The 25,133-nt window shown below is 59.6% G+C and carries 24 protein-coding genes; 20 read left to right on the top strand and 4 right to left on the bottom strand.

Annotation, left to right across the window (positions count from 1 at the left end; translation table 11 throughout):
* Positions 1 to 11: 11 nt before the first annotated feature.
* Positions 12 to 839 (bottom strand): dienelactone hydrolase family protein, encoded by an 828-nt coding sequence (locus tag CRO23_RS22705; protein ID WP_079450407.1) that lies wholly within the window; start codon positions 837 to 839, stop codon positions 12 to 14.
* 487 nt (positions 840 to 1,326) lie between these two features.
* Here CRO23_RS22705 and udp point away from each other — a divergent pair, with 487 nt between their 5' ends.
* From udp to hemB, 12 genes are all read left to right on the top strand, one after another.
* Entirely contained in the window at positions 1,327 to 2,088 is a 762-nt protein-coding gene (gene udp, locus CRO23_RS22700) for a uridine phosphorylase (RefSeq protein ID WP_004934432.1), read from the top strand.
* 129 nt (positions 2,089 to 2,217) lie between these two features.
* A complete protein-coding gene (locus CRO23_RS22695; protein WP_016929452.1) occupies positions 2,218 to 3,000 on the top strand; it encodes a tyrosine-protein phosphatase in 783 nt (260 codons plus the stop codon).
* Between the two features lie 79 nt (positions 3,001 to 3,079).
* Positions 3,080 to 3,610: a DedA family protein gene (locus CRO23_RS22690; RefSeq protein ID WP_004934438.1), complete on the top strand. Its 531-nt coding sequence runs from the start codon at positions 3,080 to 3,082 to the stop codon at positions 3,608 to 3,610.
* 140 nt (positions 3,611 to 3,750) lie between these two features.
* A complete protein-coding gene (gene rmuC / locus CRO23_RS22685; protein WP_097102974.1) occupies positions 3,751 to 5,298 on the top strand; it encodes a DNA recombination protein RmuC in 1,548 nt (515 codons plus the stop codon).
* A gap of 78 nt (positions 5,299 to 5,376) precedes the next feature.
* A complete protein-coding gene (ubiE, locus tag CRO23_RS22680; RefSeq protein WP_004934443.1) occupies positions 5,377 to 6,132 on the top strand; it encodes a bifunctional demethylmenaquinone methyltransferase/2-methoxy-6-polyprenyl-1,4-benzoquinol methylase UbiE in 756 nt (251 codons plus the stop codon).
* Between the two features lie 13 nt (positions 6,133 to 6,145).
* Entirely contained in the window at positions 6,146 to 6,754 is a 609-nt protein-coding gene (gene ubiJ / locus CRO23_RS22675; RefSeq protein ID WP_097102972.1) for a ubiquinone biosynthesis protein UbiJ, read from the top strand.
* Positions 6,751 to 8,382: a ubiquinone biosynthesis regulatory protein kinase UbiB gene (gene ubiB / locus CRO23_RS22670; protein ID WP_004934451.1), complete on the top strand. Its 1,632-nt coding sequence runs from the start codon at positions 6,751 to 6,753 to the stop codon at positions 8,380 to 8,382. Before ubiJ ends, ubiB begins: the two co-directional genes overlap by 4 nt.
* 80 nt (positions 8,383 to 8,462) lie before the next feature.
* Entirely contained in the window at positions 8,463 to 8,726 is a 264-nt protein-coding gene (gene tatA / locus CRO23_RS22665; RefSeq protein WP_016929449.1) for a Sec-independent protein translocase subunit TatA, read from the top strand.
* A 3-nt stretch (positions 8,727 to 8,729) separates the two neighbouring features.
* The gene (tatB, locus tag CRO23_RS22660; protein ID WP_097102971.1) at positions 8,730 to 9,281 is read left to right on the top strand and encodes a Sec-independent protein translocase protein TatB; all 552 of its coding nucleotides are present in this window, start codon (positions 8,730 to 8,732) and stop codon (positions 9,279 to 9,281) included.
* 3 nt (positions 9,282 to 9,284) lie between these two features.
* The gene (tatC, locus tag CRO23_RS22655; protein ID WP_004934456.1) at positions 9,285 to 10,055 is read left to right on the top strand and encodes a Sec-independent protein translocase subunit TatC; all 771 of its coding nucleotides are present in this window, start codon (positions 9,285 to 9,287) and stop codon (positions 10,053 to 10,055) included.
* A gap of 53 nt (positions 10,056 to 10,108) precedes the next feature.
* Complete coding sequence (gene tatD, locus CRO23_RS22650) at positions 10,109 to 10,891, top strand: 3'-5' ssDNA/RNA exonuclease TatD (RefSeq protein WP_079450413.1); 783 nt, start codon at positions 10,109 to 10,111, stop codon at positions 10,889 to 10,891.
* A 14-nt stretch (positions 10,892 to 10,905) separates the two neighbouring features.
* Entirely contained in the window at positions 10,906 to 11,928 is a 1,023-nt protein-coding gene (gene hemB, locus CRO23_RS22645; RefSeq protein ID WP_004934463.1) for a porphobilinogen synthase, read from the top strand.
* Positions 11,929 to 11,973: 45 nt separating this feature from the next.
* On the opposite strand, the gene rfaH is transcribed toward hemB, so the two are convergent.
* Entirely contained in the window at positions 11,974 to 12,462 is a 489-nt protein-coding gene (rfaH, locus tag CRO23_RS22640) for a transcription/translation regulatory transformer protein RfaH (protein ID WP_004934466.1), read from the bottom strand.
* A 245-nt stretch (positions 12,463 to 12,707) separates the two neighbouring features.
* On the opposite strand from rfaH, the gene pepE reads away from it, so the two are divergent.
* From pepE to fre, 3 genes are all read left to right on the top strand, one after another.
* Entirely contained in the window at positions 12,708 to 13,433 is a 726-nt protein-coding gene (gene pepE, locus CRO23_RS22635) for a dipeptidase PepE (RefSeq protein WP_004934469.1), read from the top strand.
* Positions 13,434 to 13,495: 62 nt separating this feature from the next.
* Entirely contained in the window at positions 13,496 to 15,016 is a 1,521-nt protein-coding gene (gene ubiD / locus CRO23_RS22630; protein ID WP_015376309.1) for a 4-hydroxy-3-polyprenylbenzoate decarboxylase, read from the top strand.
* Positions 15,017 to 15,066: 50 nt separating this feature from the next.
* Entirely contained in the window at positions 15,067 to 15,768 is a 702-nt protein-coding gene (fre, locus tag CRO23_RS22625; protein WP_004934474.1) for an NAD(P)H-flavin reductase, read from the top strand.
* A 172-nt stretch (positions 15,769 to 15,940) separates the two neighbouring features.
* Here fre and fadA read toward each other — a convergent pair whose 3' ends face one another.
* Together fadA and fadB are read right to left on the bottom strand one after the other, a co-directional pair.
* Entirely contained in the window at positions 15,941 to 17,104 is a 1,164-nt protein-coding gene (gene fadA, locus CRO23_RS22620) for an acetyl-CoA C-acyltransferase FadA (RefSeq protein WP_033638974.1), read from the bottom strand.
* Between the two features lie 10 nt (positions 17,105 to 17,114).
* Positions 17,115 to 19,304, bottom strand: coding sequence for a fatty acid oxidation complex subunit alpha FadB (gene fadB, locus CRO23_RS22615; RefSeq protein WP_016929440.1), 2,190 nt, complete (start codon positions 19,302 to 19,304; stop codon positions 17,115 to 17,117).
* Positions 19,305 to 19,537: 233 nt separating this feature from the next.
* Here fadB and CRO23_RS22610 point away from each other — a divergent pair, with 233 nt between their 5' ends.
* The 5 genes from CRO23_RS22610 (at position 19,538) to hemG (ending at position 24,834) form a co-directional block, all read left to right on the top strand.
* A complete protein-coding gene (locus CRO23_RS22610) occupies positions 19,538 to 20,734 on the top strand; it encodes an MFS transporter (RefSeq protein WP_028127639.1) in 1,197 nt (398 codons plus the stop codon).
* Between the two features lie 112 nt (positions 20,735 to 20,846).
* On the top strand, positions 20,847 to 22,178 hold the full coding sequence (pepQ, locus tag CRO23_RS22605; RefSeq protein ID WP_016929438.1) for a Xaa-Pro dipeptidase: 1,332 nt from the start codon (positions 20,847 to 20,849) through the stop codon (positions 22,176 to 22,178).
* Entirely contained in the window at positions 22,178 to 22,792 is a 615-nt protein-coding gene (locus CRO23_RS22600; RefSeq protein ID WP_079450412.1) for an IMPACT family protein, read from the top strand. Before pepQ ends, CRO23_RS22600 begins: the two co-directional genes overlap by 1 nt.
* Positions 22,793 to 22,827: 35 nt before the next feature.
* Entirely contained in the window at positions 22,828 to 24,279 is a 1,452-nt protein-coding gene (trkH, locus tag CRO23_RS22595; RefSeq protein ID WP_004934492.1) for a Trk system potassium transporter TrkH, read from the top strand.
* Positions 24,280 to 24,300: 21 nt separating this feature from the next.
* Complete coding sequence (hemG, locus tag CRO23_RS22590; protein WP_028127640.1) at positions 24,301 to 24,834, top strand: menaquinone-dependent protoporphyrinogen IX dehydrogenase; 534 nt, start codon at positions 24,301 to 24,303, stop codon at positions 24,832 to 24,834.
* The last annotated feature ends 299 nt before the right edge of the window (positions 24,835 to 25,133 follow it).

Genomic DNA, 25,133 nt, shown 5'->3' with positions numbered 1-25,133 from the left:
TGCGAGGGACATTATTTGACGCCGTGCTGGGCGAACCACGCCAGCATGCGCTGCCAGCCGTCCTCCGCCGCTTCGGCGTTGTAGCTGGGGCGATAGTCGGCGTTGAATGCGTGCCCGACGCCAGGATATACCACGATTTCGGCCTCGGCGTTGGCGGCGCGGATCGCCTGACGCATGGTTTCCACCGTCTCCAGCGGAATGCCGTTGTCCTGCCCGCCATACAGCCCCAGCACCGGCGTTGACAGGTGGGTGGCGACATCGACCGGATGCTTCGGTGAATTCAGCGTTTTCTCGCCGACCAGTTTGCCGTACCAGGCGACCGCCGCCTTCAACTGCGGGTTGTGCGCCGCGTACAGCCAGGTAATGCGGCCGCCCCAGCAGAAACCGGTGATCGCCAGCTTGCCGGCGTCGCCGCCGTGGCGAATAGCCCAGTGCGCGGCGTGATCCAGATCGGACAACACCTGACGATCCGGCACCTTGGTCACCAACTGCTGGAACAGCTCGCCGATATCGCTGTAGTCGTTGGCATCGCCCTGGCGGAAATAGAGCTCGGGCGCGATCGCCAGATAGCCCTGCTTGGCCAGGCGACGGCACAGATCCTGAATGTGCTCATGGACGCCGAAGATTTCCTGCACCACCAGCACGATGGGAAAGGGGCCGTTATGGTCGGCGGGTTTGGCGACGTAGGCCGGCAGCGCGTCGCCCTGAGAAGGGATGGTCGTTTGCCCGGCGTGAATGCCCTGTTCGTCGGTGATAATCGCGGAGGTGGCCAACGGCGCGGCGGCCGGGGCGAATCCCCCCTGAGCCTGTTCTAATGTCATCACATGTTCGGTTTTCATTGCGGTCTCCGTGCAATAGAAAAAAGCGCTGAGATTAACTATAGGAAAGATTACCCATTATTGGCGCTGCGTGGCGCACTTTCGGACAAGTCGATAAAAAACGGCTAATTATCTGGCTTTGCGGCATTTTTAAGCGCTTTTTATCATGTTATTACGCGTTTTGGCCCGCGTAAGTGCCATAAGGTGCGTTAGAGGGCTTTTTTGTCCCTAAGCAACCGATAAGATGGGGGTATTTCGAATTGATGCGCTAAATAGTTTCAGTCGGCAACCAACGGGCAGGGAGCGGCAAGGTTTATCGGCTAGACTGAGGTTTAGCGGTTTGAGGGCGGCTCATTAATGGGTTTTCTTGTGACTTAATTCACAAAAAATATGTAGCATGTCATTTGTTTCTCTTTTCATAGTGACTATCGTCACGAAATTAAGCGGCGATTTTCAGTAGAGTGCTTTTTTGTTCCTCCCAATAAACATGATCCATGAGGAGTCTCGTATGTCTCAGTCTGACGTTTTTCATCTCGGCCTCACCAAGAACGATTTACAAGGGGCCCAGCTTGCCATCGTGCCGGGCGATCCGCAGCGCGTAGAGAAGATTGCCAAGCTGATGGAAAATCCGGTGCATCTGGCCTCCCATCGTGAATTCACCACCTGGCGCGCAGAGCTGGACGGCAAGGCGGTGATCGTCTGCTCCACCGGTATCGGCGGCCCGTCTACCTCTATCGCGGTGGAAGAGCTGGCGCAGCTGGGCATTCGCACCTTCCTGCGCATCGGCACCACCGGCGCCATTCAGGCCAATATCAACGTCGGTGACGTGCTGGTGACTACGGCGGCGGTACGCCTCGACGGCGCCAGCCTGCACTTTGCGCCGATGGAGTTTCCGGCGGTCGCGGACTTCGCCTGCACCACCGCGCTGGTGGAAGCGGCCAAAGCCAGCGGCGCGACCACCCACATTGGCGTAACCGCTTCTTCCGATACTTTCTACCCGGGTCAGGAACGTTACGACACCTACTCCGGCCGCGTGGTCAGCCGTTTTAAAGGTTCGATGGAAGAGTGGCAGGCGATGGGCGTGATGAACTATGAAATGGAATCCGCCACGCTGCTGACCATGTGCGCCAGCCAGGGACTGCGTGCCGGCATGGTGGCTGGGGTGATCGTTAACCGCACCCAGCAAGAGATCCCGAACGCCGAAACCATGAAAAACACCGAAAGCAAAGCGGTGCAGATCGTGGTGGACGCCGCCCGCCGTCTGCTGTAATCGCCTCCCCTCAACGGGCCGCCGACGCGGCCCGTTTTTCCATTCGCGGCTAATCTGTTACGGTGATACTCCTCAGCGCTGCGCCGATGGCTGCCGCGCGTTGTCATAACAAAAACAACGAGGACGTTTATGACCGCCCAGATCCTGCTTCATCCTTCGCTTGCGCCGCTCGACGGTGGCATTAACTTCCGTGACTTCGGCGGCAACGGCGTGGCCGACGGGCGCCGCATCAAACGCGGCCTGCTGTTCCGCTCCGGTTCTCTCGAGCGGCTGACGGAAAACGACTGCACTTTCCTCGCTGGAGTGCCGGTGCGTTCGGTGCTGGACTACCGCGATGCCGACGAGGTGCAGGCCAAACCGGATATTCTGTGGAATGGCGCCGACTATCACCATGTGCCGGCCAACCCGCTGAGCAGCGAAGTCAACGCCAACCTGGAAAAGCTCACCAACGAAACGCTGGCCGCTTTCGACGCTCGGGCGTTCATGCTGGAGCTGTATCGCCGTCTGCCGTTCGGCAATGCGGCCTATCAGCGGCTGGCGCAGCTGTTGAGCAACCCTGGCGGCGGCGCGATCGTGCAACACTGCGCGGTCGGCAAGGATCGCACCGGGGTCGGTTCGGCGTTGGTGCTGTTCGCGCTGGGGGCCGACGAAGCGACGGTGCTGGAAGACTATCTGCTGACCGAAACCACGCTGGCCACTTTCCGCGAACAGATGCTGGATCAGCTCTCTATCAAGCTGAATGCGGCGGCGCTGGAGCAATTCGCCTACGTGCTCAGCGCGCGCGAGGAGTTCCTGATGACGGCGCTGGGCTGCATCCGCCGGCAATACGGCTCCACCGACCGCTGGCTGGAAGCGGAATACGGCCTGGGCGCGGCCCAGCGCGAAGCGCTGCAGGCATTCTACCTCGAGTAAATTGCCGCGTGTTTAGCCGGGGTTTAACTCGCCCCGGCTTATCCTAGGCGGCGAACCATCGCGTATCAGGAGCCCCGTATTGAGCCTCAATGACGTTATCAACTGGGTCAGCGATGTCGTGCGTCAGCACGAAGGCTGGGCCATTCCCATCATTTTCTTCCTGGCGTTCGGCGAGTCGCTGGCGTTTTTGTCGCTGCTGCTGCCGGCCACGGTGATCCTGCTGGCGCTGGGCGCGCTGATCGGCGAAAGCGGCATCGCCTTTTGGCCGATTTGGGCCGCTGCCGCCGCCGGGGCGTTTTTCGGCGACTGGCTCTCTTACTGGATCGGCTATCACTATCAGGATCGCGTGGCCCATATGTGGCCGCTGTCGCGCAATCCGCAGCTGCTGGCGCGCGGCCACGCCTTCTTCGAGCGCTGGGGCGTGCTGGGCATTTTCATCGGCCGCTTCTTCGGCCCGCTGCGCGCCGTGGTGCCGCTGGTGGGCGGCATTTGCGGCATGCCGCAGCGCTATTTCCAGCTGGCCAACGTCACGTCGGCGATGATCTGGGCGTTTGGCATTCTGGCGCCGGGGGCATTCGGCATCAAGTGGCTCAGCCAGTGGCTGGGCTGATTTCTCGCTAAATTGCGCAGCGCCGCGCAATATTGTGCGCGGCCGGCAAAATCAGGCTGGACATCCATACAGCCTCCCCTTAACGTGACGGGCAATGGGCGAGCAAAACGCCGCAACGGCTAGGTGCAACAGGAGGCAGGGTGGATACCAGTCTGATTTATGGGATTGGCGGCGTCGCGATCGGCATGCTGTTGGGGTGGCTGATCGCCAGTCTGCGGGTGCAGCAGACGCATGCGCAACATGAAACCGAACTGCGGTTGCTGGAGCAAGCGTTGCAGCAGGCGCAGCAGGAAACGGCCGTGCGGCAGGAAACGCTACAGCGCCACGAGCAGCAGTTGCGCCAGAGCGAGCTGGAGCTGCGCAATCTGCACAGCCAACTGGCGGCCGGGCATGAGAAGCTGCAACAGCTCACCCATTGGCGCAACGAATGCGAGCTGCTCAACCAAGAGCTGCGCGCCCAGCGCGAGGTTAACAGCGCGCAGGAGGCTGAGCTGCGCGAAGTCACCATCCGTCTGGAAGAGACGCGCATGGCGGCGGAGGAGAAACAGCGTCTGCTGATCAACAGCGAACAGCGCCTCACCACCCAGTTTGAAAACCTCGCCAACCGCATTTTTGAACACAGCGGCCGCAAGGTTGACGAGCAAAATAAGCAAAGCTTGGATCGTTTACTGCTGCCGTTGCGCGAACAGCTGGACGGTTTTCGCCGTCAGGTGCAGGACAGCTTCGGCCAGGAAGCGCGGGAGCGCCACACGCTGACGCATGAGATACGCAATCTGCAGCAGTTGAACGCGCAGATGGCGCGTGAGGCGATCAACCTCACCAAGGCGCTGAAAGGCGACAACAAAACGCAGGGCAACTGGGGCGAGGTGGTGCTGAGCCGGGTGCTGGAGGCCTCCGGTCTGCGCGAAGGGCATGAGTATGAAACGCAGGTCAACGTGCGGGTGGATCATCAGAGCCGCATGCAGCCTGATGTGATCGTACGCCTGCCGCAGGGCAAGGATGTGGTGATCGATGCCAAGATGTCGCTGATCGCCTACGAGCGCTATTTCAACGGCGAGGATGAGGCGGAGCGCGAAGCGGCGCTGAGCGAACATATTGCCTCGCTGCGCGGCCACATCCGCATGCTGGGTCGCAAGGACTACCAGCAGCTGCCGGGGCTGCGTTCTCTGGACTATGTGCTGATGTTCATTCCGGTCGAGCCCGCCTTCCTGCTGGCTATCGATCGCGAGCCGGAGCTGATCAGCGAAGCGCTTAAGCACAACATCATGCTGGTCAGCCCGACCACGTTGCTGGTGGCGCTGCGTACCATCACCAACCTGTGGCGCTATGAGCATCAGAGCCAGAACGCCCAGCGCATCGCCGATCGCGCGGCGAAACTGTATGACAAGATGCGGCTGTTCGTGGACGATATGTCCGCACTGGGGCAGAGCCTGGACAAGGCGCGGGGCAGTTATCGTCAGGCGATGAACAAACTGAGCGAAGGCCGTGGTAATCTTATCGGCCAAATTGAAGGTTTCCGCGCGTTGGGGGTTGAAGTCAAACGGCCGATAAACCCGCTGCTGGCGCAGCAAGCCGGCGCGCAACACGATGAAGCGGAAGAGGCGAACGACGATGATGTCGCCGCGCTGCCGCAGACGAACGACGATGACGATACCGCCGGGGAATCGGGCTTCGTTTCGCACGGCTGAGGCCGTGGCGAGGTGGGGTATTTTCCGGGCTTCTGGTACACTCATCCACACAAAATTGACTGAATAGCAGGCAGGACAATGGCAGATCAATCGCAGGAAACCACCGATTTCGGTTTTCGCACCGTCGCTAGAGACGAAAAACAGGCCATGGTGGCGGACGTTTTTCATTCGGTAGCGGCAAAGTATGACGTGATGAACGACCTGATGTCGTTCGGTATTCACCGTATCTGGAAGCGTTTCACCATTGACTGCAGCGGCGTGCGCCGCGGGCAGCGCGTGCTGGATCTGGCCGGCGGTACCGGCGACCTGGCCGCCAAGTTCTCCCGCATGGTCGGCGAGCAGGGGCAGGTGGTGCTGGCGGACATCAACGATTCGATGCTCAAGATGGGGCGCGAGAAGCTGCGCGATCGCGGCATCGTCGGCAACATCAATTACGTGCAGGCCAACGCCGAAGCGCTGCCGTTCCCGGACAATTACTTCGATTGCATCACCATCTCCTTTGGCCTGCGTAACGTCACCGACAAAGACAAAGCGTTGCGCTCGATGTTCCGCGTGCTGAAACCGGGCGGCCGTCTGCTGGTGCTGGAGTTCTCCAAGCCGCTGCTGGCGCCGCTGAGCAAAGCCTATGACGCCTACTCTTTCCACGTGCTGCCGAAGATCGGCGAGTTGGTGGTGAAAGATCCTGACAGCTACCGTTACCTGGCGGAATCGATCCGCATGCACCCCGATCAGGAAACCCTGAAGGGCATGATGGGCAACGCCGGTTTTGAAAACGTCACCTATTTCAACCTGACCGGTGGGATTGTCGCCCTGCATCGCGGCTTCAAGTTCTGAGAGGGAGATGCCGATGCTGTTTACCCCTCTGCTGACCGGCGCGTTGGAAACCTCGCTGAATAACCTGCTGTTTCGCGATCGCAGCATGAAAGCCGCCCGCCAACGCCTGGCGGGCAAGGTGCTGCGCATCGAACTGGAAGAGCTGGCTTCACCGCTGGTGCTGGTGTTCAGCGAACTGCGCGTGGATGTGCTGGGGCAGTCTGAAGACAGCGCCGATTGCACCGTGCGTAGCCGCATTCCCGCCTTACTTAAGCTGCGCGATCGCCAGCAGCTGCCGGTGCTGATGCGCAGCGGCGAATTGACGGTGGAAGGCGATATTCAGGTGGTGCAACAGTTGGTTGGCCTGCTCGATCTGGCGGAGTGGGATCCGGCGGAATGGCTGGCGCCCTACATCGGCGATATTGCCGCCCAAGGCATTACACAGGCGCTGGATAAAGGCGCCTCGCTGCTGAAAGCTGGCTTTATGCGCCGGCAGCAGGGGATGGCGGAGGCGTTGACCGAAGAGTGGCGCCTGGCGCCGGGGCCGCTGGAAGTGGTGTGGTTCAACGAAGAAGTTGACGCACTCGCCCGCAGCGCGGAGGCGCTGTCTGCCCGCATGGACAAGTTGGAGGGCAAGCGATGACCCCAGGCGAACTGCGCCGTTTGTATTTTATCGTCCGCGTTTTTCTCAGCTACGGGCTGGACGAGCTGATCCCTAAAATGCGTTTGACGCTGCCGCTGCGCTTTGGCCGCCGGCTGCTGTTCTGGATGCCGAATCGGCATAAGGACAAACCGTTGGGTGAACGTCTGCGGCTGGCGCTGCAGGAATTGGGGCCGGTCTGGATCAAGTTCGGCCAAATGATGTCGACCCGCCGCGATCTGTTTCCGCCGCACATTGCCGATCAGCTGACGCTGCTGCAGGATCGGGTGGCGCCTTTCGATGGCGCGTTGGCGCGTAAGCATATCGAGCTGGCGATGGGCGGCCCGCTGGAGACCTGGTTTGATGACTTCGATCAGCAGCCGCTGGCCTCTGCCTCGATCGCGCAGGTGCATACCGCGCGGCTGAAAACCACCGGCCAGGAAGTGGTGCTGAAGGTGATCCGGCCGGATATCGGGCCGATTATCAAGGCCGACGTGCGTCTGATGTACCGGCTGGCAGGCTGGGTGCCGAAGCTGTTGCCGGACGGTCGCCGTTTGCGCCCGCGCGAAGTGGTACGCGAGTACGAGAAAACCCTGCTGGACGAGTTGAACCTGCTGCGCGAAGCGGCTAACGCCATTCAGCTGCGCCGCAATTTCGACGGCAGCCCCATGCTGTACGTACCGGAAGTTTATTCCGACTACTGCCGCGAAAGCGTATTGGTGATGGAGCGCATTTACGGCATTCCGGTATCGGACATCGCCACGCTGGAACAGCAGGGCACCAACATGAAACTGTTGGCGGAACGCGGCGTCCAGGTGTTCTTTACCCAGGTCTTCCGCGACAGCTTCTTCCATGCGGACATGCATCCCGGTAATATTTTCGTCAGCTACGAACATCCGGAAGATCCTTGCTACATAGGTATCGACTGCGGCATCGTCGGTTCGCTGAACAAGGATGATAAACGCTACCTGGCGGAAAACTTCATCGCCTTCTTCAATCGCGATTACCGCAAGGTGGCGGAACTGCACGTCGACTCCGGGTGGGTGCCGCGCGACACCAACGTGGAAGACTTCGAATTCGCCATCCGCACCGTGTGCGAGCCGATTTTCGAGAAGCCGCTGGCGGAGATTTCCTTCGGCAACGTGCTGCTGAACCTGTTCAACACTGCACGACGCTTCAATATGGAAGTGCAGCCGCAGCTGGTGTTATTGCAGAAGACCTTGCTGTATGTTGAAGGTCTGGGGCGTCAGCTCTACCCGCAGCTGGATCTGTGGACTACCGCCAAGCCGTTCCTCGAGAGCTGGCTGCGCGATCAGGTCGGCATTCCTGCCGTGGTGCGTGCGCTGAAAGAGAAAGCGCCGTTCTGGGCGGAGAAGCTGCCGGAACTGCCCGAGCTGTTTTACGACAGCCTGCAGCAGCATAAACTGTTGCAACAAAGCGTTGATAAGCTGACCAACCAGATGCAGGCTCAGCGGGTTCGTCAGGGGCAGTCACGTTATTTGTTCGGCGTTGGCGCTACACTGTTGGTAAGCGGCACGCTGCTGCTGCTGGGGCAAATCGAGGTGTTTCCCGCCTGGATGATGGCCGCCGGCATCGTATGCTGGGTGATTGGCTGGAAGCGAACCACCTGATTTAATTCGTCACTCTGGTAAAGTCGGCCCTATAATGCGGGCTGGCTTTAAAAGACCCTTTAAAATTAGAGGTAATTAAAATGGGCGGTATTAGTATTACGCAATTGTTGATCATCGCAGTGATCGTGGTGCTGTTGTTCGGTACCAAAAAACTGCGCACGCTGGGCTCCGATCTCGGCGCCTCGATCAAGGGCTTCAAGAAGGCGATCGGCGACGATACGCCGTCGACCCCCAACACGGCTGAGAAAAGCAGCCTGGATGACGCTGACTTCTCGGCCAAGCCTATTACCGAAAAGCAGCCGGAAGTGAAACCGGAAGAGTCGAAGAACAAAGAGCAGGTATAAACCGTGTTTGACATTGGGTTTAGTGAGCTGCTGCTGGTGCTGGTGATCGGCCTGGTTGTTCTGGGGCCGGAACGCTTGCCGGTCGCGGTCAGAACGGTATCGGGCTGGATCCGCGCGCTGCGCTCGCTGGCGGCCTCGGTGCAGCACGAACTGTCTCAGGAACTGAAGCTGCAGGAACTGCAGGACAGCCTGAAAAAAGCGGAACAGGCTGGCTTGCAGAACCTGACGCCGGAACTGAAGGCGTCGATGGATGAGCTGAAAGACGCGGCGGAATCATTGAAACGCACCTACCAGGGCGAGAAAGAAGAGCTGGCGAACACCATTCATAACTCGCAGATCACCGATCCGGAAGCTTTGCACGACGGCGTGACGCCGGCGGAAGCGGCAACCCGCGCCAGCGCGCCCGCCGCCGTGCCAAAACCGGCCACGGAACCTGAAGCCGTCGCGCCGGTGGCGGCGCAACCGGCTAAAGCGCCGGTGGAAACCGCGCCGGCACCTGTCGAACCTGTTGCGGATAAAACCCCAGCGTCTCACCAACCTAGTGGCGATCGTTAATACATGGCTGTTGAAGATACCCAACCCCTTATCAGTCATCTGATAGAGCTGCGCAAGCGGCTGTTGAACTCGATTATTTGCGTGCTGGCGGTGTTCGTGGTGCTGGTGTTTTTCGCCAACGACATCTACCAACTGGTGTCTGCGCCGCTGCTGAAGCAGTTGCCGGCCGGGGCGAGCATGATCGCCACTGACGTGGCGTCACCGTTCTTTACCCCGATCAAATTGACCATGATCGTCTCGGTGTTCGTCTCCGCGCCGATGATTTTGTATCAGGTGTGGGCATTCATCGCGCCGGCGCTGTACAAGCATGAACGCCGCCTGATGATGCCGCTGCTGGTGTCCAGCAGCCTGCTGTTCTACCTCGGCATGGCTTTCGCCTACTTCATCGTGTTCCCGCTGGCCTTCGGCTTCTTCGCCAAGACCGCGCCGATGGGGGTGACCATTGCGACCGACATTAAAAACTACCTCGATTTCGTCATGGCGCTGTTTATGGCGTTCGGCGTTGCCTTCGAAGTGCCGGTCGCCATCATTCTGCTGTGCTGGAGTGGCGTCACCTCGCCGGAAGATCTGAAGAAGAAACGGCCGTATGTGTTGGTTGGCGCGTTTGTGGTCGGCATGCTGTTGACGCCGCCAGACGTGTTCTCGCAAACCTTGTTGGCAATACCGATGTATCTGCTGTTTGAAGTGGGGGTGTTCTTCGCTCGCTTCTATACCGGCAAACGTCGTCCGCAAGCGGAAGAAGAAGACGAGGGTGACGAACCCCCAGCCCCCTGATCCACATTGATTGCGAAGCCGCCCATTGGGCGGCTTTTGCTTTGGAAAAAATCATGTTTGATATCGGCGTTAATCTGACCAGCAGCCAATTCGCCAAAGATCGCCAGGCGGTGGTGGAGCGCGCCCGCGCGGCGGGCGTTACCGGGATGTTGATTACCGGCACCGATCTGGCAGAGAGCCGCGAAGCGGCGGAACTGGCGCAGCAACATGCGGGTTACTGTTGGTCTACCGCCGGTGTGCATCCGCACTACGCCAGCGGTTGGGATGAACACGCCGCCGAGCAGATTTATGCGTTAGCCGCACGCCCTGACGTGGCGGCGATCGGCGAATGCGGCCTGGATTTCAATCGCAACTTCTCGACGCCCGCGCAGCAGGAAGCGGCGTTCACCGCGCAGCTGGCGCTGGCGGCGGAGTTGGCGCTGCCGGTGTTTCTGCATTGCCGCGACGCACACGCACGTTTTGCCGAGCTACTGACGCCGTGGTTGGATAAACTGCCCGCGGCCGTGGTGCACTGCTTCACCGGCACCGCCGAAGAATTAACAAGCTGCCTGTCGCTGGGTTTGTCGATCGGGATTACCGGTTGGGTCTGCGACGAGCGGCGCGGCCTGGAACTGCGCGCACTGTTGCCGCAGATCCCAGCCGAGCGTCTGCTGCTGGAAACTGACGCCCCTTATCTGTTGCCCCGGGATTTACAGCCTAAACCCGCATCTCGCCGCAACGAACCCTGTTTCCTGCCCCACATCGTGCAGCAGGTCGCCGTCTGGCGGCGGGAAGAGCCGCAATGGCTGGGGCAAAAAACCGATGAGAACGCCCGCCGGCTATTCCGGCTGGTTTGAGCTAGGAGAAAACTATGAGCTATGCATTTCCGGGCACCTTCCCTGGTCGCCGTATGCGCCGCGTGCGCCGTCACGACTTCAGCCGCCGCCTGGTGGCCGAGAATCAACTGACGGTCAACGACCTGATTTATCCGGTGTTTGTCATGGAAGGCAGCAACCGCCAGGAAGAAGTGGCCTCGATGCCGGGCGTATCGCGCATGACGATCGATCTGCTGGTGAAGGAAGCGGAAACCATCGCCAAACTTGGCGTGCCGGTGATTTCCCTGTTCCCGGTGATCGAACCGAGCCTGAAATCGCTGCATGCGGAAGAAGCCTATAACCCTGAAGGGTTGGTACAGCGCACGGTGCGCGCGCTGAAAGACGCGGTGCCTGAGCTGGGCATTCTGACCGACGTGGCGCTCGATCCCTACACCACGCATGGGCAGGACGGGGTGATCGATGAGCAGGGTTATGTGATTAACGACGTGACCAAAGACATTCTGGTGCGTCAGGCGCTGTCCCATGCCGAAGCGGGCGCGGAAATCGTGGCGCCGAGCGACATGATGGACGGCCGCATCGGGGCGATCCGCGATCGTCTGGAATTGCAGGGCCTGGTGAATACCCAAATCATGGCTTACTCCGCCAAGTATGCTTCCTGCTACTACGGCCCGTTCCGCGATGCGTTGGGCTCCAGCGGCAACCTGAAGGGCGGCAACAAGAAGACCTATCAGATGGATCCGGCCAACAGCGACGAAGCGCTGCAGGAGATTGCGCAGGATCTGCAGGAAGGTGCGGACATGGTGATGGTGAAACCAGGCATGCCGTACCTCGACGTTGTGCGCCGCGTGAAGGATACCTTCGGTGTGCCAACCTTCGCTTATCAGGTGTCCGGCGAGTACGCCATGCATATGGCGGCGATTCAGAACGGCTGGCTGCAGGAGCAACCTGCGGTGATGGAATCGTTGATGTGCTTTAAACGCGCCGGCGCCGACGGCGTGCTGACCTACTTCGCCAAGCGTGTCGCCCAGTGGCTGCACGACGACGCGATGCGTCGCTAAGCGTAAAATGAGCCAACAAAAAGGCGCCTGAGGGCGCCTTTTGCATTACATCTTCTGGAACTGTCGGTTGTCGATGCTTTGGCTGACCTGCTTGTTGATCAGGTTCAGCAACAACATGGAACGCGCTTCGCCGTCAGGCTCGGTGTAGATCGCCTGCAGCCCTTCGAACACGCCGTCGACGATCAGAACGGTATCCCCCGGCTGTGGGGTTTCCGGATCGACATAGGTTTCGCTGGCGTGCGTGCGCAGTTCATCGATCACCTTGCTCGGGATGACGCTCGGCAACGCGCCGAAACGCACGAAGTGGCTGACGCCACGGGTGGCGCTGATGGTGGTGGTGTGAATGCGCTCCGGGTCGAACTCCACAAACAGATAGTTGGGAAACAGGGGTTCGCTGACCGCAATGCGCTTACCACGCACGATCTTTTCCAGCGTGATGATCGGGCTGAGGCAGTTTACCTGCTGCCGTTCCAGATGTTCCTGCGCCCGCAACAACTGACCGCGTTTGCAATAAAGTAGATACCAGGATTCCATAGTTTCACATGCCTTTCTGCCAGCCGGTAAGCATATCAAAAGCTATTCCGGATACATAGTGATGCAAGTTTCAGCGTGTAACATCACCTATCTCTATGAATCTGCGGCTATTAGCGAGGGGTCACACACTTATCGATACGGCGCTGGTATAACAGAGGGCTAAAAATTTGTTACCGTCACAGTATGACAGGCGTAGCGCCGCCGGCTGTGACGCTATTCATCGTTTTCGACCGAGGGGGAAAGAAATGGAGCTGTTTCTGTTGAGCAACGGCAAGCTGTCTGGCGAAGCCGAGCTGCTGGGGTACGCTAAAAGCCAGTTGCTGGCGATGATTGCGCGTCGCGGCATCAAATCCGCCGTCTTTATCCCTTACGCCCTGATTCGTTACGACTACGACCAGCGTGCGCAGGAACTGGCGCAAACGCTGGGCATTGAAGTCACCAGCATCCACCATGCCGCTTCACCGGCGGCGGCGATCGCGCAGGCGGAGTGCATTTTGGTCAGCGGCGGCAATACCTGGTTGCTGAACCAAATGCTGCACGAGCAAGGCCTGATCGTGCCCATCCAGCGCGCGGTGCGCGAGCGTGAAGTGCCTTACGTCGGCTGGAGCGCCGGTTGCAACGTGGCCACGCCGAGCATTCGCACCACCAATGACATGCCGGTGCGCTGCAGCGTGGTGCTGCCGGCGCTGGGGCTGTTCCCGGTGCAGATCAACCCGCACTACATCGACGCGCATATCAGCGGCCACATGGGCGAAACCCGTGACGAGCGCCTGGCGGAGTTCTGCGCGATCAACCCAAGCGAATCGGTGGTGGCGCTGCGTGAAGGTAGCCTGCTGCACGTTGAAGGCAATGCGCTGCGTTACTTCAGCGCTAACGGGCAGGGCTTCAAGGTGTTCCGCCACGGTGAGGAGACGCGTGAATATCAGGATACGCGCGCGCTGGCTGCGCTGGTGCCGTTCAACTGCGGCTGAGGGCCACCCGGCGGCGGGCGGCGTTAACAAAATTGCAGCAACAACCGTGAAGAGGGCTTATAATGCCCTCCCCACTGGCCGTTATAATGATCAGCATGAAATACCGTGACTTACGCGATTTCCTCTCGTTGCTGGAGAAGAGAGGGGAACTAAAACGCATCAGCCAGCCGATCGATCCTTACCTGGAAATGACGGAGATTGCCGATCGCACCCTGCGAGCGGGCGGTCCGGCACTGCTGTTTGAAAACCCGAAAGGGTATGACATGCCGGTGCTGTGCAACCTGTTCGGCACCGCCAATCGCGTGGCGATGGGCATGGGGCAGGAAGACATCAGCGCGCTGCGCGAAGTCGGCAAACTGCTGGCGTTCCTCAAAGAACCGGAGCCGCCGAAAGGCTTCCGCGATCTGTTCGACAAAATGCCGAAGTTCAAGCAGGTGCTGAACATGCCGACCAAGGTGCTGGGATCCGCGCCTTGTCAGGAGCAGGTATGGCAGGGTGACGATGTCGATCTCAGCCGTATTCCGGTGATGCACTGCTGGCCGGAAGACGCCGCGCCGCTGATCACCTGGGGGCTGACCGTGACCCGCGGCCCGCATAAGGAACGGCAAAACCTCGGCATCTATCGCCAGCAGGTGCTGGGCAAGAATAAAGTGATCATGCGCTGGCTGTCGCATCGCGGCGGCGCGCTGGATTATCAGGAGTGGTGCCAGGCGCACCCGGGCGAGCGTTTCCCGGTTGCGGTGGCGCTGGGCGCCGATCCCGCTACCATCCTCGGTGCGGTCACGCCGGTGCCTGATACCTTGTCCGAATACGCCTTTGCCGGGTTGCTGCGCGGCAACAAAACCGAAGTCGTGAAGTGCCTTTCCAACGATCTGGAAGTGCCCGCCAGCGCCGAAATCGTGCTTGAAGGCTATATCGAGCCGGGTGAAATGGCGCCGGAAGGCCCCTACGGCGACCACACCGGTTACTACAATGAAATCGACCAGTTCCCGGTGTTCACCGTTACCCACATCACCCAGCGCCGCAACGCGATCTACCACTCGACCTACACCGGCCGCCCGCCGGATGAGCCGGCGATCCTGGGCGTGGCGCTGAATGAAGTGTTCGTACCGATCCTGCAAAAGCAGTTCCCGGAAATCGTCGATTTCTATCTGCCGCCGGAAGGGTGCTCTTACCGCCTGGCGGTAGTGACCATGAAAAAACAGTACGCCGGCCACGCGAAACGCGTGATGATGGGCGTCTGGTCGTTCCTGCGGCAGTTTATGTACACCAAATTTGTTATCGTCTGTGACGATGACGTCAATGCGCGCGACTGGAACGATGTGATTTGGGCGATCACCACACGAATGGATCCGGCAAGGGATACCGTTCTGGTGGAGAATACGCCGATCGACTATCTGGACTTCGCCTCGCCGGTTTCCGGCCTGGGTTCGAAGATGGGGCTGGACGCCACCAATAAATGGCCGGGTGAAACCGATCGCGAATGGGGCCGTCCGATTCAGATGGATGAAAAGGTACGTGCGCGCGTCGACGAAATCTGGGATGAGCTCGCAATCTTCAGTGACAGGGAACCGACGTTATAGCGTCAGGCTCTGTTCTCAGCTTTGCATTGATGACCCGACAGAGGGAACGCATGACAATATTGAGCTGTAAAGTGACCTCGGTAGAGGCCATTACCGATACGGTTTATCGGGTACGTCTGGTGCCCGAGCAGCCGTTTTCTTTCAAGGCAGGGCAATATCTGATGGTGGTGATGGATGAGCGCGACAAGCGTCCGTTCTCACTGGCATCAACCCCGACGCAGCAAGATTATATCGAGCTGCACATTGGCGCTTCGGAACTGAATCTGTATGCCATGGCGGTGATGGATCGCATCCTGAAAGAGCAGGCGATCACCGTTGACGTGCCGCACGGCGACGCCTGGCTGCGGGAAGAGGGCAGCCGTCCGCTGGTGCTGATCGCCGGCGGCACCGGTTTCTCTTACGCGCGTTCAATCTTGTTGACCGCGCTGGAGCAGCAGCCGGATCGCGACATTTCAATCTACTGGGGCGGGCGTGAGCTGAAGCACCTGTACGATTTGAGCGAGCTGGAAGCGCTGTCGTTGCAGCATCCGAATCTGAAGGTGATCCCGGTGGTCGAGCAGCCGGAAGCCGAATGGCGCGGCCGCAGCGGCACCGTGCTCAGCGCGGTGCTGCAGGATTTCGGCACGCTGGCGGAGCATGATATTTACATCGCCGGGCGTTTCGAGATGGCGAAAATCGCCCGCGAGCGTTTCTGCGCCGAGCGCGGCGCGCTGGAAGCGCATATGTTTGGCGACGCGTTTTCGTTTATCTGACCGATGCGATGCGCGGTGAACGGGGTGGCCGAGGGTCGCCCCGTTTTTATTTGGGCGTCGGCAAACTTCAGGCATAAAAAACCCGCCCCTGACAGGCGGGAAGAACGGCAACTAAACTTGGCGGGATGCCGCGATTTGAAGTAGTGACGCGGTCATCCCAAGATAGACACAGCTAAACGCGTTCAAAGACGGTGGCGATGCCCTGGCCCAGGCCGATGCACATGGTCGCCAGGCCGAACTGCGCGTCGCGACGTTCCATGTTGTTCAACAGGGTGGTCGAGATGCGGGAGCCAGAACAGCCCAGCGGGTGGCCGAGCGCGATGGCGCCGCCGTTCAGGTTAATCTTGTCGTCGATGCTGTCCATCAGCCCCAGATCCTTGATGCATGGCAGCGACTGGGCGGCGAACGCTTCGTTCAGCTCGAACAGATCGATGTCCTGCACGCCCAGACCGGCGCGTTTCAGCGCCAGCTTGCTGGCCGGCACCGGGCCGTAGCCCATGATGGAAGGATCGCAGCCGACCACCGCCATCGAGCGGATGCGGGCGCGGGCCTTCAAACCGAGCGCTTTGGCGCGCGATTCGCTCATCAGCAGCATGGCGGAAGCGCCGTCCGACAGGGCGGAGGAGCTGCCGGCGGTGACGGTGCCGTTGACCGGATCGAACGCCGGACGCAGGGCCGACAGACTTTCGACGGTGGTTTCCGGGCGAATGACTTCGTCGAAATCGTAACGGGTCAGCACGCCGTCGGCGTCGTGACCGTTGGTCGGTATGATCTCGTTTTTGAAGTAACCCGCCAGCGTCGCCGCATGTGCGCGCTGGTGGGAGCGGGCGGCAAACTCATCCTGCATCTGGCGACTGATGTTGTGCATCTTGGCCAGCATTTCGGCGGTCAGCCCCATCATCCCGGCGGCTTTGGCCACGCTGCGGCTCAGGCCCGGATGGAAATCCACGCCGTGATTCATCGGCACATGGCCCATGTGTTCCACGCCGCCGATCAGGCTGATGTGCGCGTCGCCAACCATGATGGCGCGCGCCGCGTCGTGCAGCGCCTGCATCGAAGAGCCGCACAGGCGGTTGACAGTCACCGCCGGCACGCGGTGCGGGATCTCGGCCAGCAGCGCGGCGTTGCGGGCGATGTTGAAGCCTTGTTCCAGCGTTTGCTGCACGCAGCCCCAGTAAATGTCATCAATCTCGGCGGCGTCCAGCGCCGGGTTGCGGCTCAGCACTTCACGCATCAGGTGAGCGGAGAGATCTTCGGCGCGCACCTGGCGGAAGGCGCCGCCCTTGGAGCGGCCCATCGGCGTGCGTACGGCATCAACAATAACTACGTTTTCCATCTTTATGACCTCATGCCGGTTGGCGGGTAGCGACGTCGGACAGCGGTGTTGCCACCGGGTAGTAGCTTTCATTGCGTTCGGCCTTGGCGCGCAGACCGGCCGGCACCTGGTACAGGGCGCCGAGGTGTGCGTAACGCTGGGCCAGCTCAACGTAGTTGGCGGTGCCGAGCGTATCCAGGTAGCGGAACACGCCGCCGTGGAACGGAGGGAAACCGATGCCGTAGACCAGCGCCATATCGGCTTCGGCCGGGCTGGCGACGATCTTTTCTTCCAGGCAACGCACCACTTCGTTGATCATCGGGATCATCATGCGCGCGATGATTTCTTCGTCGCTGATGGTCTGGCGCGGTTGGCTCACTTCGGCCAGCAGCGCATCGGTCTGCTCGTCGTTGTCCTTGCGCGGTTTGCCTTTGCTATCCTGGCTGTAGCGGTAGAAGCCCAGCTGATTTTTCTGACCGAAGCGCTGGTTGTCGAACATCACGTCAATGGCGTCGCGATAGTCTTTGCTCATGCGATCCGGGAAGCCGGCGGCCATTACCGCCTGCGCGTGGTGCGCGGTGTCGATGCCCACGACGTCGAGCAGGTAGGCCGGGCCCATCGGCCAGCCGAACTGTTTCTCCATCACTTTATCGATTTGACGGAAGTCGGCGCCGTCGCGCAGCAGCAGGCTGAAGCCGGCGAAGTACGGGAACAGCACGCGGTTGACGAAGAAGCCCGGGCAGTCGTTCACCACGATCGGCGTTTTGCCCATGCGGCTGGCGTAGGCCACCACTTTGGCAATGGTCTCGTCGCTGGTCTGTTCGCCGCGGATGATTTCCACCAGCGGCATGCGGTGCACCGGGTTAAAGAAGTGCATGCCGCAGAAGTTTTGCGGGCGCTTCAGCGATTTTGCCAGGTGATTAATCGGAATGGTCGAGGTGTTCGACGCCAGAACGGTGTCCTCACCGATCAGGTTTTCCACTTCCGACAGCACGGCGGCTTTGACTTTCGGATTCTCGACGACCGCCTCAACGATCACCTGCGCGCGCTCGATGCCGGCATAGTCCAGCGTCGGCTGAATGGTCGACAGCACCTGCGCCATTTTCAGGCCATCCAGCTTGCCGCGCTCCAGTTGCTTATTGAGCAGCTTGGCCGCTTCGCTCATGCCCAGCGTCAGCGACTTGTCGCTGATGTCTTTCATGATCACCGGCACGCCTTTCAGCGCCGATTGGTAGGCGATACCGCCGCCCATGATGCCGGCGCCCAGCACCGCCGCCTGTTTCGGCGCATCCACATTCTTGGCCAGCTTTTTCGCCTGGCCCTTCACGAACTGATCGTTAAGGAAGATGCCGACCAGCGCGCGCGCTTCGTTGGAGCGGGCCAACGGCACGAAGCTGGCGGTTTCCAGTTTCAGCGCTTCATCGCGGCCCAGCTTGGCGGCGGCTTCAATGGTCTTCACCGCGGTCATCGGCGCCGGGTAATGTTTACCGGCGGTCTGCAGCACCATGCCTTTGGCGGTGGTGAAACTCATCGCCGCTTCAATCGGGCTGAGTTTCAGCGGCTCCAGCTTAGGTTGACGCGCGGCGCGCCAGTCCAGCTTGCCGTCGATCGCCTGTTGCAGCATGTTGAGCGCCGCTTCGGCCAGTTTTTCCGGTGTCACCACCGCATCCACCAGGCCGACTTTCAACGCGTCTTTGGCGCTGACGTCTTTGCCGGCGGCGATGATTTCCAGCGCGCTGTCGTTACCCAGCAGGCGCGGCAGACGGACGGAACCGCCGAAGCCCGGCATGATGCCCAATTTGGTTTCCGGCAGGCCGATGCGCGCGTCCGGCGAGGCGACGCGGAAATCGGTCGCCAGAATGCATTCGCAACCGCCGCCGAGCGCATAGCCGTTAATGGCCGAAATGGTCGGTACCGGCAAATCTTCCAGCCGGTTAAAGACGTTGTTGGCGAATACCAGCCACTCGTGCAGCTTTTCAGCCGGTGCGGCGAACAGAGAAAGGAATTCGGTGATATCGGCGCCGACGATAAACGCGGCTTTGGAGGAGCGCAGCAGCAACCCCTTGAGCTCAGGCTGGTTTTCCAGCACGGTGAGCGCTTCGCCCAGGCTGGCGACGGTGCGGGTGTCCAGCTTGTTGACCGAGCCCGGTGCGTTGAACACCAGCTCGGCGATGCCGTTATCGAGCCAGTGCAGTTGTAATGTTTCGCCTTGGTAGAGCATGTCTATCTCCTGAATCAGCGTATGATCTGGTATGACCAGATGAAGAGGAGTGTGGTTTTTATGTTAAAAATATGCAAATGAGAGATTGCATATTTGCTGGTCGGATCACATGTCGCCAAGTTAGTTTTTTGATTTGAAACGAAGTTATATTTTATGTGCTATCGGCATTTGCTGGAGTGTATCGGCACTCATACACTTGCTCGCAGCGAATGAACATTCAGACGAGGTTACGCATGACTAAGGCGGCTTGTGTCAAACGCAGCGGCTTATGGAGCATTCCGGCCAGAACCATGACGCTGGCATGTCTGTTGGTGTTTATGGCACAGATGGCGACGACCGTGTATTTGCCTTCGCTGCCGACGGTGATGCGGGAGCTGGCGATGAGCCGACGCGCCACCGAGCTGTCCATTTCGATCTTCGTCATCGGCGCCGCTTTGCCGGTGCTGTTCTGGGGCGCGGCCGCCGATCGCTTTGGCCGCCGTGCGCCCCTGACGCTGTCTTTGTTTCTTTTCATTGGCTGCAGCGGGCTGTTGGCGCTGTGCAGCAACGGCGCCCAGCTGCTGGCGCTGCGTGCGCTGCAGGGTGTGGGCGCCGGCGGTGCGGCGATCATTGCGCGTATCATCGTGCGGGATAACTGGAGCGGTGACGAGTTGGCGCGTCGGTTATCGGTGCTCTCCATCGCTTTTATCACCGCGCTGGGCGGTGGTCAGTTTGTCGGCGGCCTGCTCAGCCAATATTCGCACTGGCAGATGGGCTTCGTCCTGATGGGCGCCACCGGTTTGGCCATTCTGGCGCTGATGGCGACGCTGCCGCTTGAGGCGGGGCGCACACGCGGGCCACGCCCGGCGATGGCGGCCACCTACTTCGCCATCCTGCGGCGGCCGGGGTTCTTCTGGCCGGCCTGCGTCGGCGGATTGGGCTTCGCCACCACGGTGACATTGCAGGAGGTGAGCCCGTTCGTCATGCAGCAGGGTTTTGGCCTCAACGTTACGGCGTTCGGCGCGCTGGGGTTGGTGATAGGTATCGCCTACTTTAGCGGCGCGTTGACGGTGAACCGCACGGTGGCGCGTGTCGGCGGGAAAAAACTGATGCAAACCGGTAGCGGCATCGTCGCTCTGGCGACGGTAGCGATCCTGCTGTTGTGGTGGAGCGGCATTCTGGCCGGCCTTTCCGGTATGGCGCTGTTCATCGTGCTGTATTGCCTGACCATTTTTGGCCAGGCGGTGTTGTTTCCCAACAGCATGGCGATGGCGGTCAGCGACGCCAAAGAGCACGGTGCCTATGCGATGGCGCTGTGTGGCTTTCTGCAGCAGTGTCTGGCGGGCATTGCCGCGGCCGGCGCGGTGTTATTGGAGCACCACGGCCTATGGGCGCTGGCGATAGCGTTGCTCGGCCTGGCCGGCTGGCTAATGGTTAAACTGCGGATGTAACGGCATTTGCAGGGAATTGCGAGCTGCTCCGCATGCCCAACGCGATAAGGTTGGTGCGCCGGAGCGCTGTGTTAAGATGACTTCTTTCGTGCTAAGGCATAAGGGTACTGTGATGGAAACGCTGGCTTCTTTGTATAACGACCACTTGGCAGAGCTGCAAAAACGCGCGCGCGAAGTGCTGGAGCGCAACAAGTTGGATGCGCTGCTGATTCACTCCGGTGAACTGCAAAAGGTATTTTTGGACGACCATAGCTATCCGTTCAAAGTGAATGCGCATTTCAAAGCCTGGGTGCCGGTGACGTCGGTGCCGAACTGCTGGTTGTGGATCGACGGTGTCAATAAGCCGAAGCTGTGGTTCTACTCCCCGGTCGACTACTGGCACAGCGTAGAACCGCTGCCGGACAGTTTCTGGACCAAATCCCTTGAATTGATGCCGTTGGCCAACGCCGACGCTATCGCCCAGCAGCTTCCGCCGCAGCGCGAGCGTGTGGGCTATATCGGTTATGCGCAACAGCGCGCACGCGATCTCGGTATTTCTTCTGAACACATCAACCCGAAAGCGGTGTTGAACTACCTGGATTTCCACCGTTCTATCAAAACCGGCTACGAGCTGGCCTGCATGCGCGAAGCGCAGAAGACGGCGGTAACCGGCCATCGTGCGGCGCATGAGGCGTTCCTCTCCGGCATGAGCGAGTTCGATATCAACCTGGCCTATCTGACGGCGACAGGCCACCGTGATACCGACGTGCCTTACGACAACATCGTGGCGCTGAACGAGCACGCTTCAGTACTGCACTACACCAAGCTGGATCATCAGCCGCCGGCCGAGTCCCTGAGTTTCCTTATCGACGCCGGCGCGGAATATAACGGCTACGCCGCCGATCTGACGCGTACCTATGCGGCGCAAAGCGGCAGCGAGTTCGCCCACCTGGTGAAAGATCTCAATGGTGAACAGCTGGCGCTGATCGACACCATCAAGCCCGGCGTGCGCTATACCGACTACCATGTGCAAATGCATCAGCGCATCGCCAAGCTGCTCAAGAATCACAAGTTGGTGAACGGCCTCAGCGAAGAGGCGATGGTTGAAACGGGTATTACCACGCCGTTCCTGCCGCACGGGCTGGGCCATCCGCTGGGCCTTCAGGTGCACGACGCCGCCGGCTTTATGCAGGACGAACAAGGCACCCATCTGCCGGCGCCGTCCAAGTATCCGTTCCTGCGTTGCACCCGCGTGTTGCAGCCGGGCATGGTGTTGACCATCGAGCCAGGTCTGTACTTCATCGAATCTCTGTTGGCGCCGTGGCGCAGCGGTGAATTCAAGCAGCACTTCGCCTGGGATCGCATCGATGCGCTGAAGCCGTATGGCGGCATCCGTATCGAAGACAACATCGTGATCCACGAAAAGCGCATCGAGAACATGACGCGCGATCTGAACCTGGCCTGATGCGGCCTTACCCGATACCGGCGGAAGCAACCCGCTTTACCGAAGAAATAAAGAAGAGCCGTTTTATCACCCTGCTGGCGCCGACCAGCGGGGTAGAAGCGGCAAAGGCGTTTATTCAGCAGGTGCGGGATGAGCATCCGGCGGCGCGACACCATTGTTGGGCATTCGTCGCCGGCAGCCCCGATGACTCGCAGCAACTGGGGTTCTCAGACGACGGAGAACCGTCGGGCACCGCCGGCAAACCGATCCTCGCGCAGCTGATGGGTAGCGGTATCGGTGAAGTGACCGCCGTGGTCGTTCGTTACTATGGCGGCGTCAAGCTGGGCACCGGCGGGCTGGTGAAAGCCTATGGCAACGGTGTTCAACAGGCGTTGAAGCAGTTGGCGTTGGCACAAAAGGTGCCGGAAGCCGAATATATCTTGCAGTGCGACTATGCGCAGTTGGCGTTGGTGGAGAACTTGCTGCAGCAAACCGCAGGTCGGATCCTGCAGGGCGAATACGGCGCCGCCGTCGTGCTGCATCTGGCGTTGCCGGCAACCGAGGTCGAACTGTTTGGGAATAAATTGCGTGATCTCAGTCGCGGTAATTTGCAATTAACCCCCATTTCGCAATAATTCCTCCCAATTGAATTGCTAAGGATCGTGCTGAAATGCATTTTCGCGCCATAACCCGTATCGTTGGTCTGCTGGTCATCCTGTTCTCCGGGACGATGTTTATTCCCGGCCTGGTGGCATTGATTTACCGCGATGGGGCGGGGCGCGCGTTCAGCCAAACCTTCTTCGTGGCGCTGACCATCGGTCTGATGCTGTGGTGGCCGAACCGCAAACAGAAACACGAGTTGAAGCCCCGTGAAGGCTTCCTGATTGTCGTGTTGTTCTGGACCGTGCTGGGCAGCGTGGGGGCATTGCCATTCCTGTTTTCGGAACGGCCCAATTTGTCGCTGACCGACGCCTTCTTTGAATCCTTCTCGGGATTGACGACCACCGGCGCAACGACGCTGGTGGGGCTGGACTCGTTGCCGAAGGCCATCCTGTTCTATCGCCAAATGCTGCAATGGATGGGCGGCATGGGGATCATCGTGTTGGCGGTGGCGATACTGCCGATACTTGGCGTCGGCGGCATGCAGCTGTATCGGGCGGAAATGCCAGGGCCATTGAAAGATAACAAGATGCGTCCGCGCATTGCCGAAACCGCCAAAACCCTGTGGCTAATCTATGTGTTGCTGACCGTTGCCTGTGCGCTGGCGCTCTGGGGGGCCGGGATGTCGGTGTTCGACGCCATCGGCCACAGTTTCTCGACCATCGCCATCGGCGGGTTTTCTACCCACGATGCCAGTATCGGTTATTACGCCAGCCCGACCATCAACACCATCATTGCCGTGTTCCTGCTGATTTCCGGCTGTAACTACGGCCTGCACTTCGCTTTGCTAAGCGGCCGCAGTCTGAAGGTGTACGGGCGCGATCCTGAATTCCGCATGTTCATCTTCGTTCAGTTGACGCTGGTGGTGGTATGCACGTTGGTGCTCTGGGGACATGGCGTCTATAAGAGCGGTATGGAAACGCTCAATCAGGCGTTCTTCCAGGTGGTATCGATGGCGACCACGGCTGGTTTTACGACCGACAGCATCGCCAAGTGGCCGCTGTTCCTGCCGATGTTGTTGCTGTGCTCAGCGTTCATCGGCGGTTGTGCCGGCTCGACCGGCGGCGGCCTGAAGGTGATCCGTATCCTGCTTCTGTACCTGCAGGGTTCGCGAGAGTTGAAAAGGCTGGTGCACCCCAACGCGGTCTATACCATCAAATTGGGCAATCGCGCACTGCCGGAACGTATTCTGGAAGCGGTGTGGGGATTCTTCTCCGCCTATGCGCTGGTGTTTATCGTCAGCATGCTGGCGATCATTGCCACCGGCGTTGACGATTTTTCCGCGTTCGCAGCAGTGACGGCAACACTCAATAACCTTGGCCCCGGCCTGGGCGTGGTGGCGGATAACTTCACCACGATGCCGGCGGCGGCCAAGTGGATCCTGGTGGTGACGATGCTGTTCGGACGCCTGGAAGTGTTTACATTGCTGGTGCTGTTCACGCCAACTTTTTGGCGTGAGTAAGTCTGATATAAGGAGTACGCCATGAAGGCATTGATACTTTATTCGAGCCGTGACGGGCAAACACGTGCTATCGCTTCTTATATAGCAAGCAAGCTGCAGGACACGCAGCGATGTGAGGTGATCGATCTGCTGCAGGCGGAACAGGTCGACCTTAGCCAGTACCAGCAGGTGATGATCGGCGCTTCTATCCGTTACGGGCACTTTAACCCGGCGCTGGATAAATTCGTCAAACGTCATGCCGAACAACTGAATCGAATGCCGAGCGCGTTCTTTGCCGTGAACCTGACCGCGCGTAAACCGGAAAAGCGCTCGCCGCAAACCAACGCTTATACCCGCAAGTTCCTGCTGGCCTCGCCGTGGCAGCCAAAACAGTGTGCGGTGTTTGCCGGCGCATTGCGTTATCCGCGCTATCGCTGGTTCGACCGCATCATGATTCAATTTATTATGCGTATGACGGGCGGCGAAACGGATACCAGTAAGGAAGTGGAGTACACCGATTGGCAGCAGGTCGATCGTTTCGCCCAGGAATTTAGCCAGATCCAGTACGAAAAGTGACAAAAATGCGGGTTTGGTCAGCGTTTTGCCGAAAAAATCCGCGCTTGAAAAGTTTTTTGCAATTAGGGGTTGCGGCCTGCCGAGAACTCCCTATAATGCGCCTCCACTGACCGGGAACAACGACTGACAAGCCGCCGGGTCAGCGAGAAGAAAGCGAAATAAGCGCTTGACTCTCCGGGCGAAAAGCGTAGTATACGCAGCCCGCGCCGATGAGTTTCTCGGCACTGCTCTTTAACAATTTATCAGACAATCTGTGTGGGCACTCCACAAGACGATATCCAGCATCTTCGGATGCAAAA

The sequence above is a fragment of the Serratia sp. JKS296 genome, assembly GCF_900215445.1.
GTDB classification, from domain to species: Bacteria; Pseudomonadota; Gammaproteobacteria; order Enterobacterales; family Enterobacteriaceae; genus Serratia; species Serratia marcescens.
This window is presented reverse-complemented; position numbering and strand designations above follow the sequence as displayed.

What these genes read in the sequence shown, in the direction of transcription:
- CRO23_RS22705 (WP_079450407.1), bottom strand. Translation starts at nt 839, where the DNA reads ATGAAAACCGAACATGTGATGACATTAGAACAGGCTCAGGGGGGATTC.
- udp (WP_004934432.1), top strand. Translation starts at nt 1,327, where the DNA reads ATGTCTCAGTCTGACGTTTTTCATCTCGGCCTCACCAAGAACGATTTA.
- CRO23_RS22695 (WP_016929452.1), top strand. Translation starts at nt 2,218, where the DNA reads ATGACCGCCCAGATCCTGCTTCATCCTTCGCTTGCGCCGCTCGACGGT.
- ubiE (WP_004934443.1), top strand. Translation starts at nt 5,377, where the DNA reads ATGGCAGATCAATCGCAGGAAACCACCGATTTCGGTTTTCGCACCGTC.
- ubiJ (WP_097102972.1), top strand. Translation starts at nt 6,146, where the DNA reads ATGCTGTTTACCCCTCTGCTGACCGGCGCGTTGGAAACCTCGCTGAAT.
- ubiB (WP_004934451.1), top strand. Translation starts at nt 6,751, where the DNA reads ATGACCCCAGGCGAACTGCGCCGTTTGTATTTTATCGTCCGCGTTTTT.
- tatA (WP_016929449.1), top strand. Translation starts at nt 8,463, where the DNA reads ATGGGCGGTATTAGTATTACGCAATTGTTGATCATCGCAGTGATCGTG.
- tatC (WP_004934456.1), top strand. Translation starts at nt 9,285, where the DNA reads ATGGCTGTTGAAGATACCCAACCCCTTATCAGTCATCTGATAGAGCTG.
- tatD (WP_079450413.1), top strand. Translation starts at nt 10,109, where the DNA reads ATGTTTGATATCGGCGTTAATCTGACCAGCAGCCAATTCGCCAAAGAT.
- hemB (WP_004934463.1), top strand. Translation starts at nt 10,906, where the DNA reads ATGAGCTATGCATTTCCGGGCACCTTCCCTGGTCGCCGTATGCGCCGC.
- rfaH (WP_004934466.1), bottom strand. Translation starts at nt 12,462, where the DNA reads ATGGAATCCTGGTATCTACTTTATTGCAAACGCGGTCAGTTGTTGCGG.
- pepE (WP_004934469.1), top strand. Translation starts at nt 12,708, where the DNA reads ATGGAGCTGTTTCTGTTGAGCAACGGCAAGCTGTCTGGCGAAGCCGAG.
- ubiD (WP_015376309.1), top strand. Translation starts at nt 13,496, where the DNA reads ATGCCCTCCCCACTGGCCGTTATAATGATCAGCATGAAATACCGTGAC.
- fre (WP_004934474.1), top strand. Translation starts at nt 15,067, where the DNA reads ATGACAATATTGAGCTGTAAAGTGACCTCGGTAGAGGCCATTACCGAT.
- fadA (WP_033638974.1), bottom strand. Translation starts at nt 17,104, where the DNA reads ATGGAAAACGTAGTTATTGTTGATGCCGTACGCACGCCGATGGGCCGC.
- fadB (WP_016929440.1), bottom strand. Translation starts at nt 19,304, where the DNA reads ATGCTCTACCAAGGCGAAACATTACAACTGCACTGGCTCGATAACGGC.
- CRO23_RS22610 (WP_028127639.1), top strand. Translation starts at nt 19,538, where the DNA reads ATGACTAAGGCGGCTTGTGTCAAACGCAGCGGCTTATGGAGCATTCCG.
- pepQ (WP_016929438.1), top strand. Translation starts at nt 20,847, where the DNA reads ATGGAAACGCTGGCTTCTTTGTATAACGACCACTTGGCAGAGCTGCAA.
- CRO23_RS22600 (WP_079450412.1), top strand. Translation starts at nt 22,178, where the DNA reads ATGCGGCCTTACCCGATACCGGCGGAAGCAACCCGCTTTACCGAAGAA.
- trkH (WP_004934492.1), top strand. Translation starts at nt 22,828, where the DNA reads ATGCATTTTCGCGCCATAACCCGTATCGTTGGTCTGCTGGTCATCCTG.
- hemG (WP_028127640.1), top strand. Translation starts at nt 24,301, where the DNA reads ATGAAGGCATTGATACTTTATTCGAGCCGTGACGGGCAAACACGTGCT.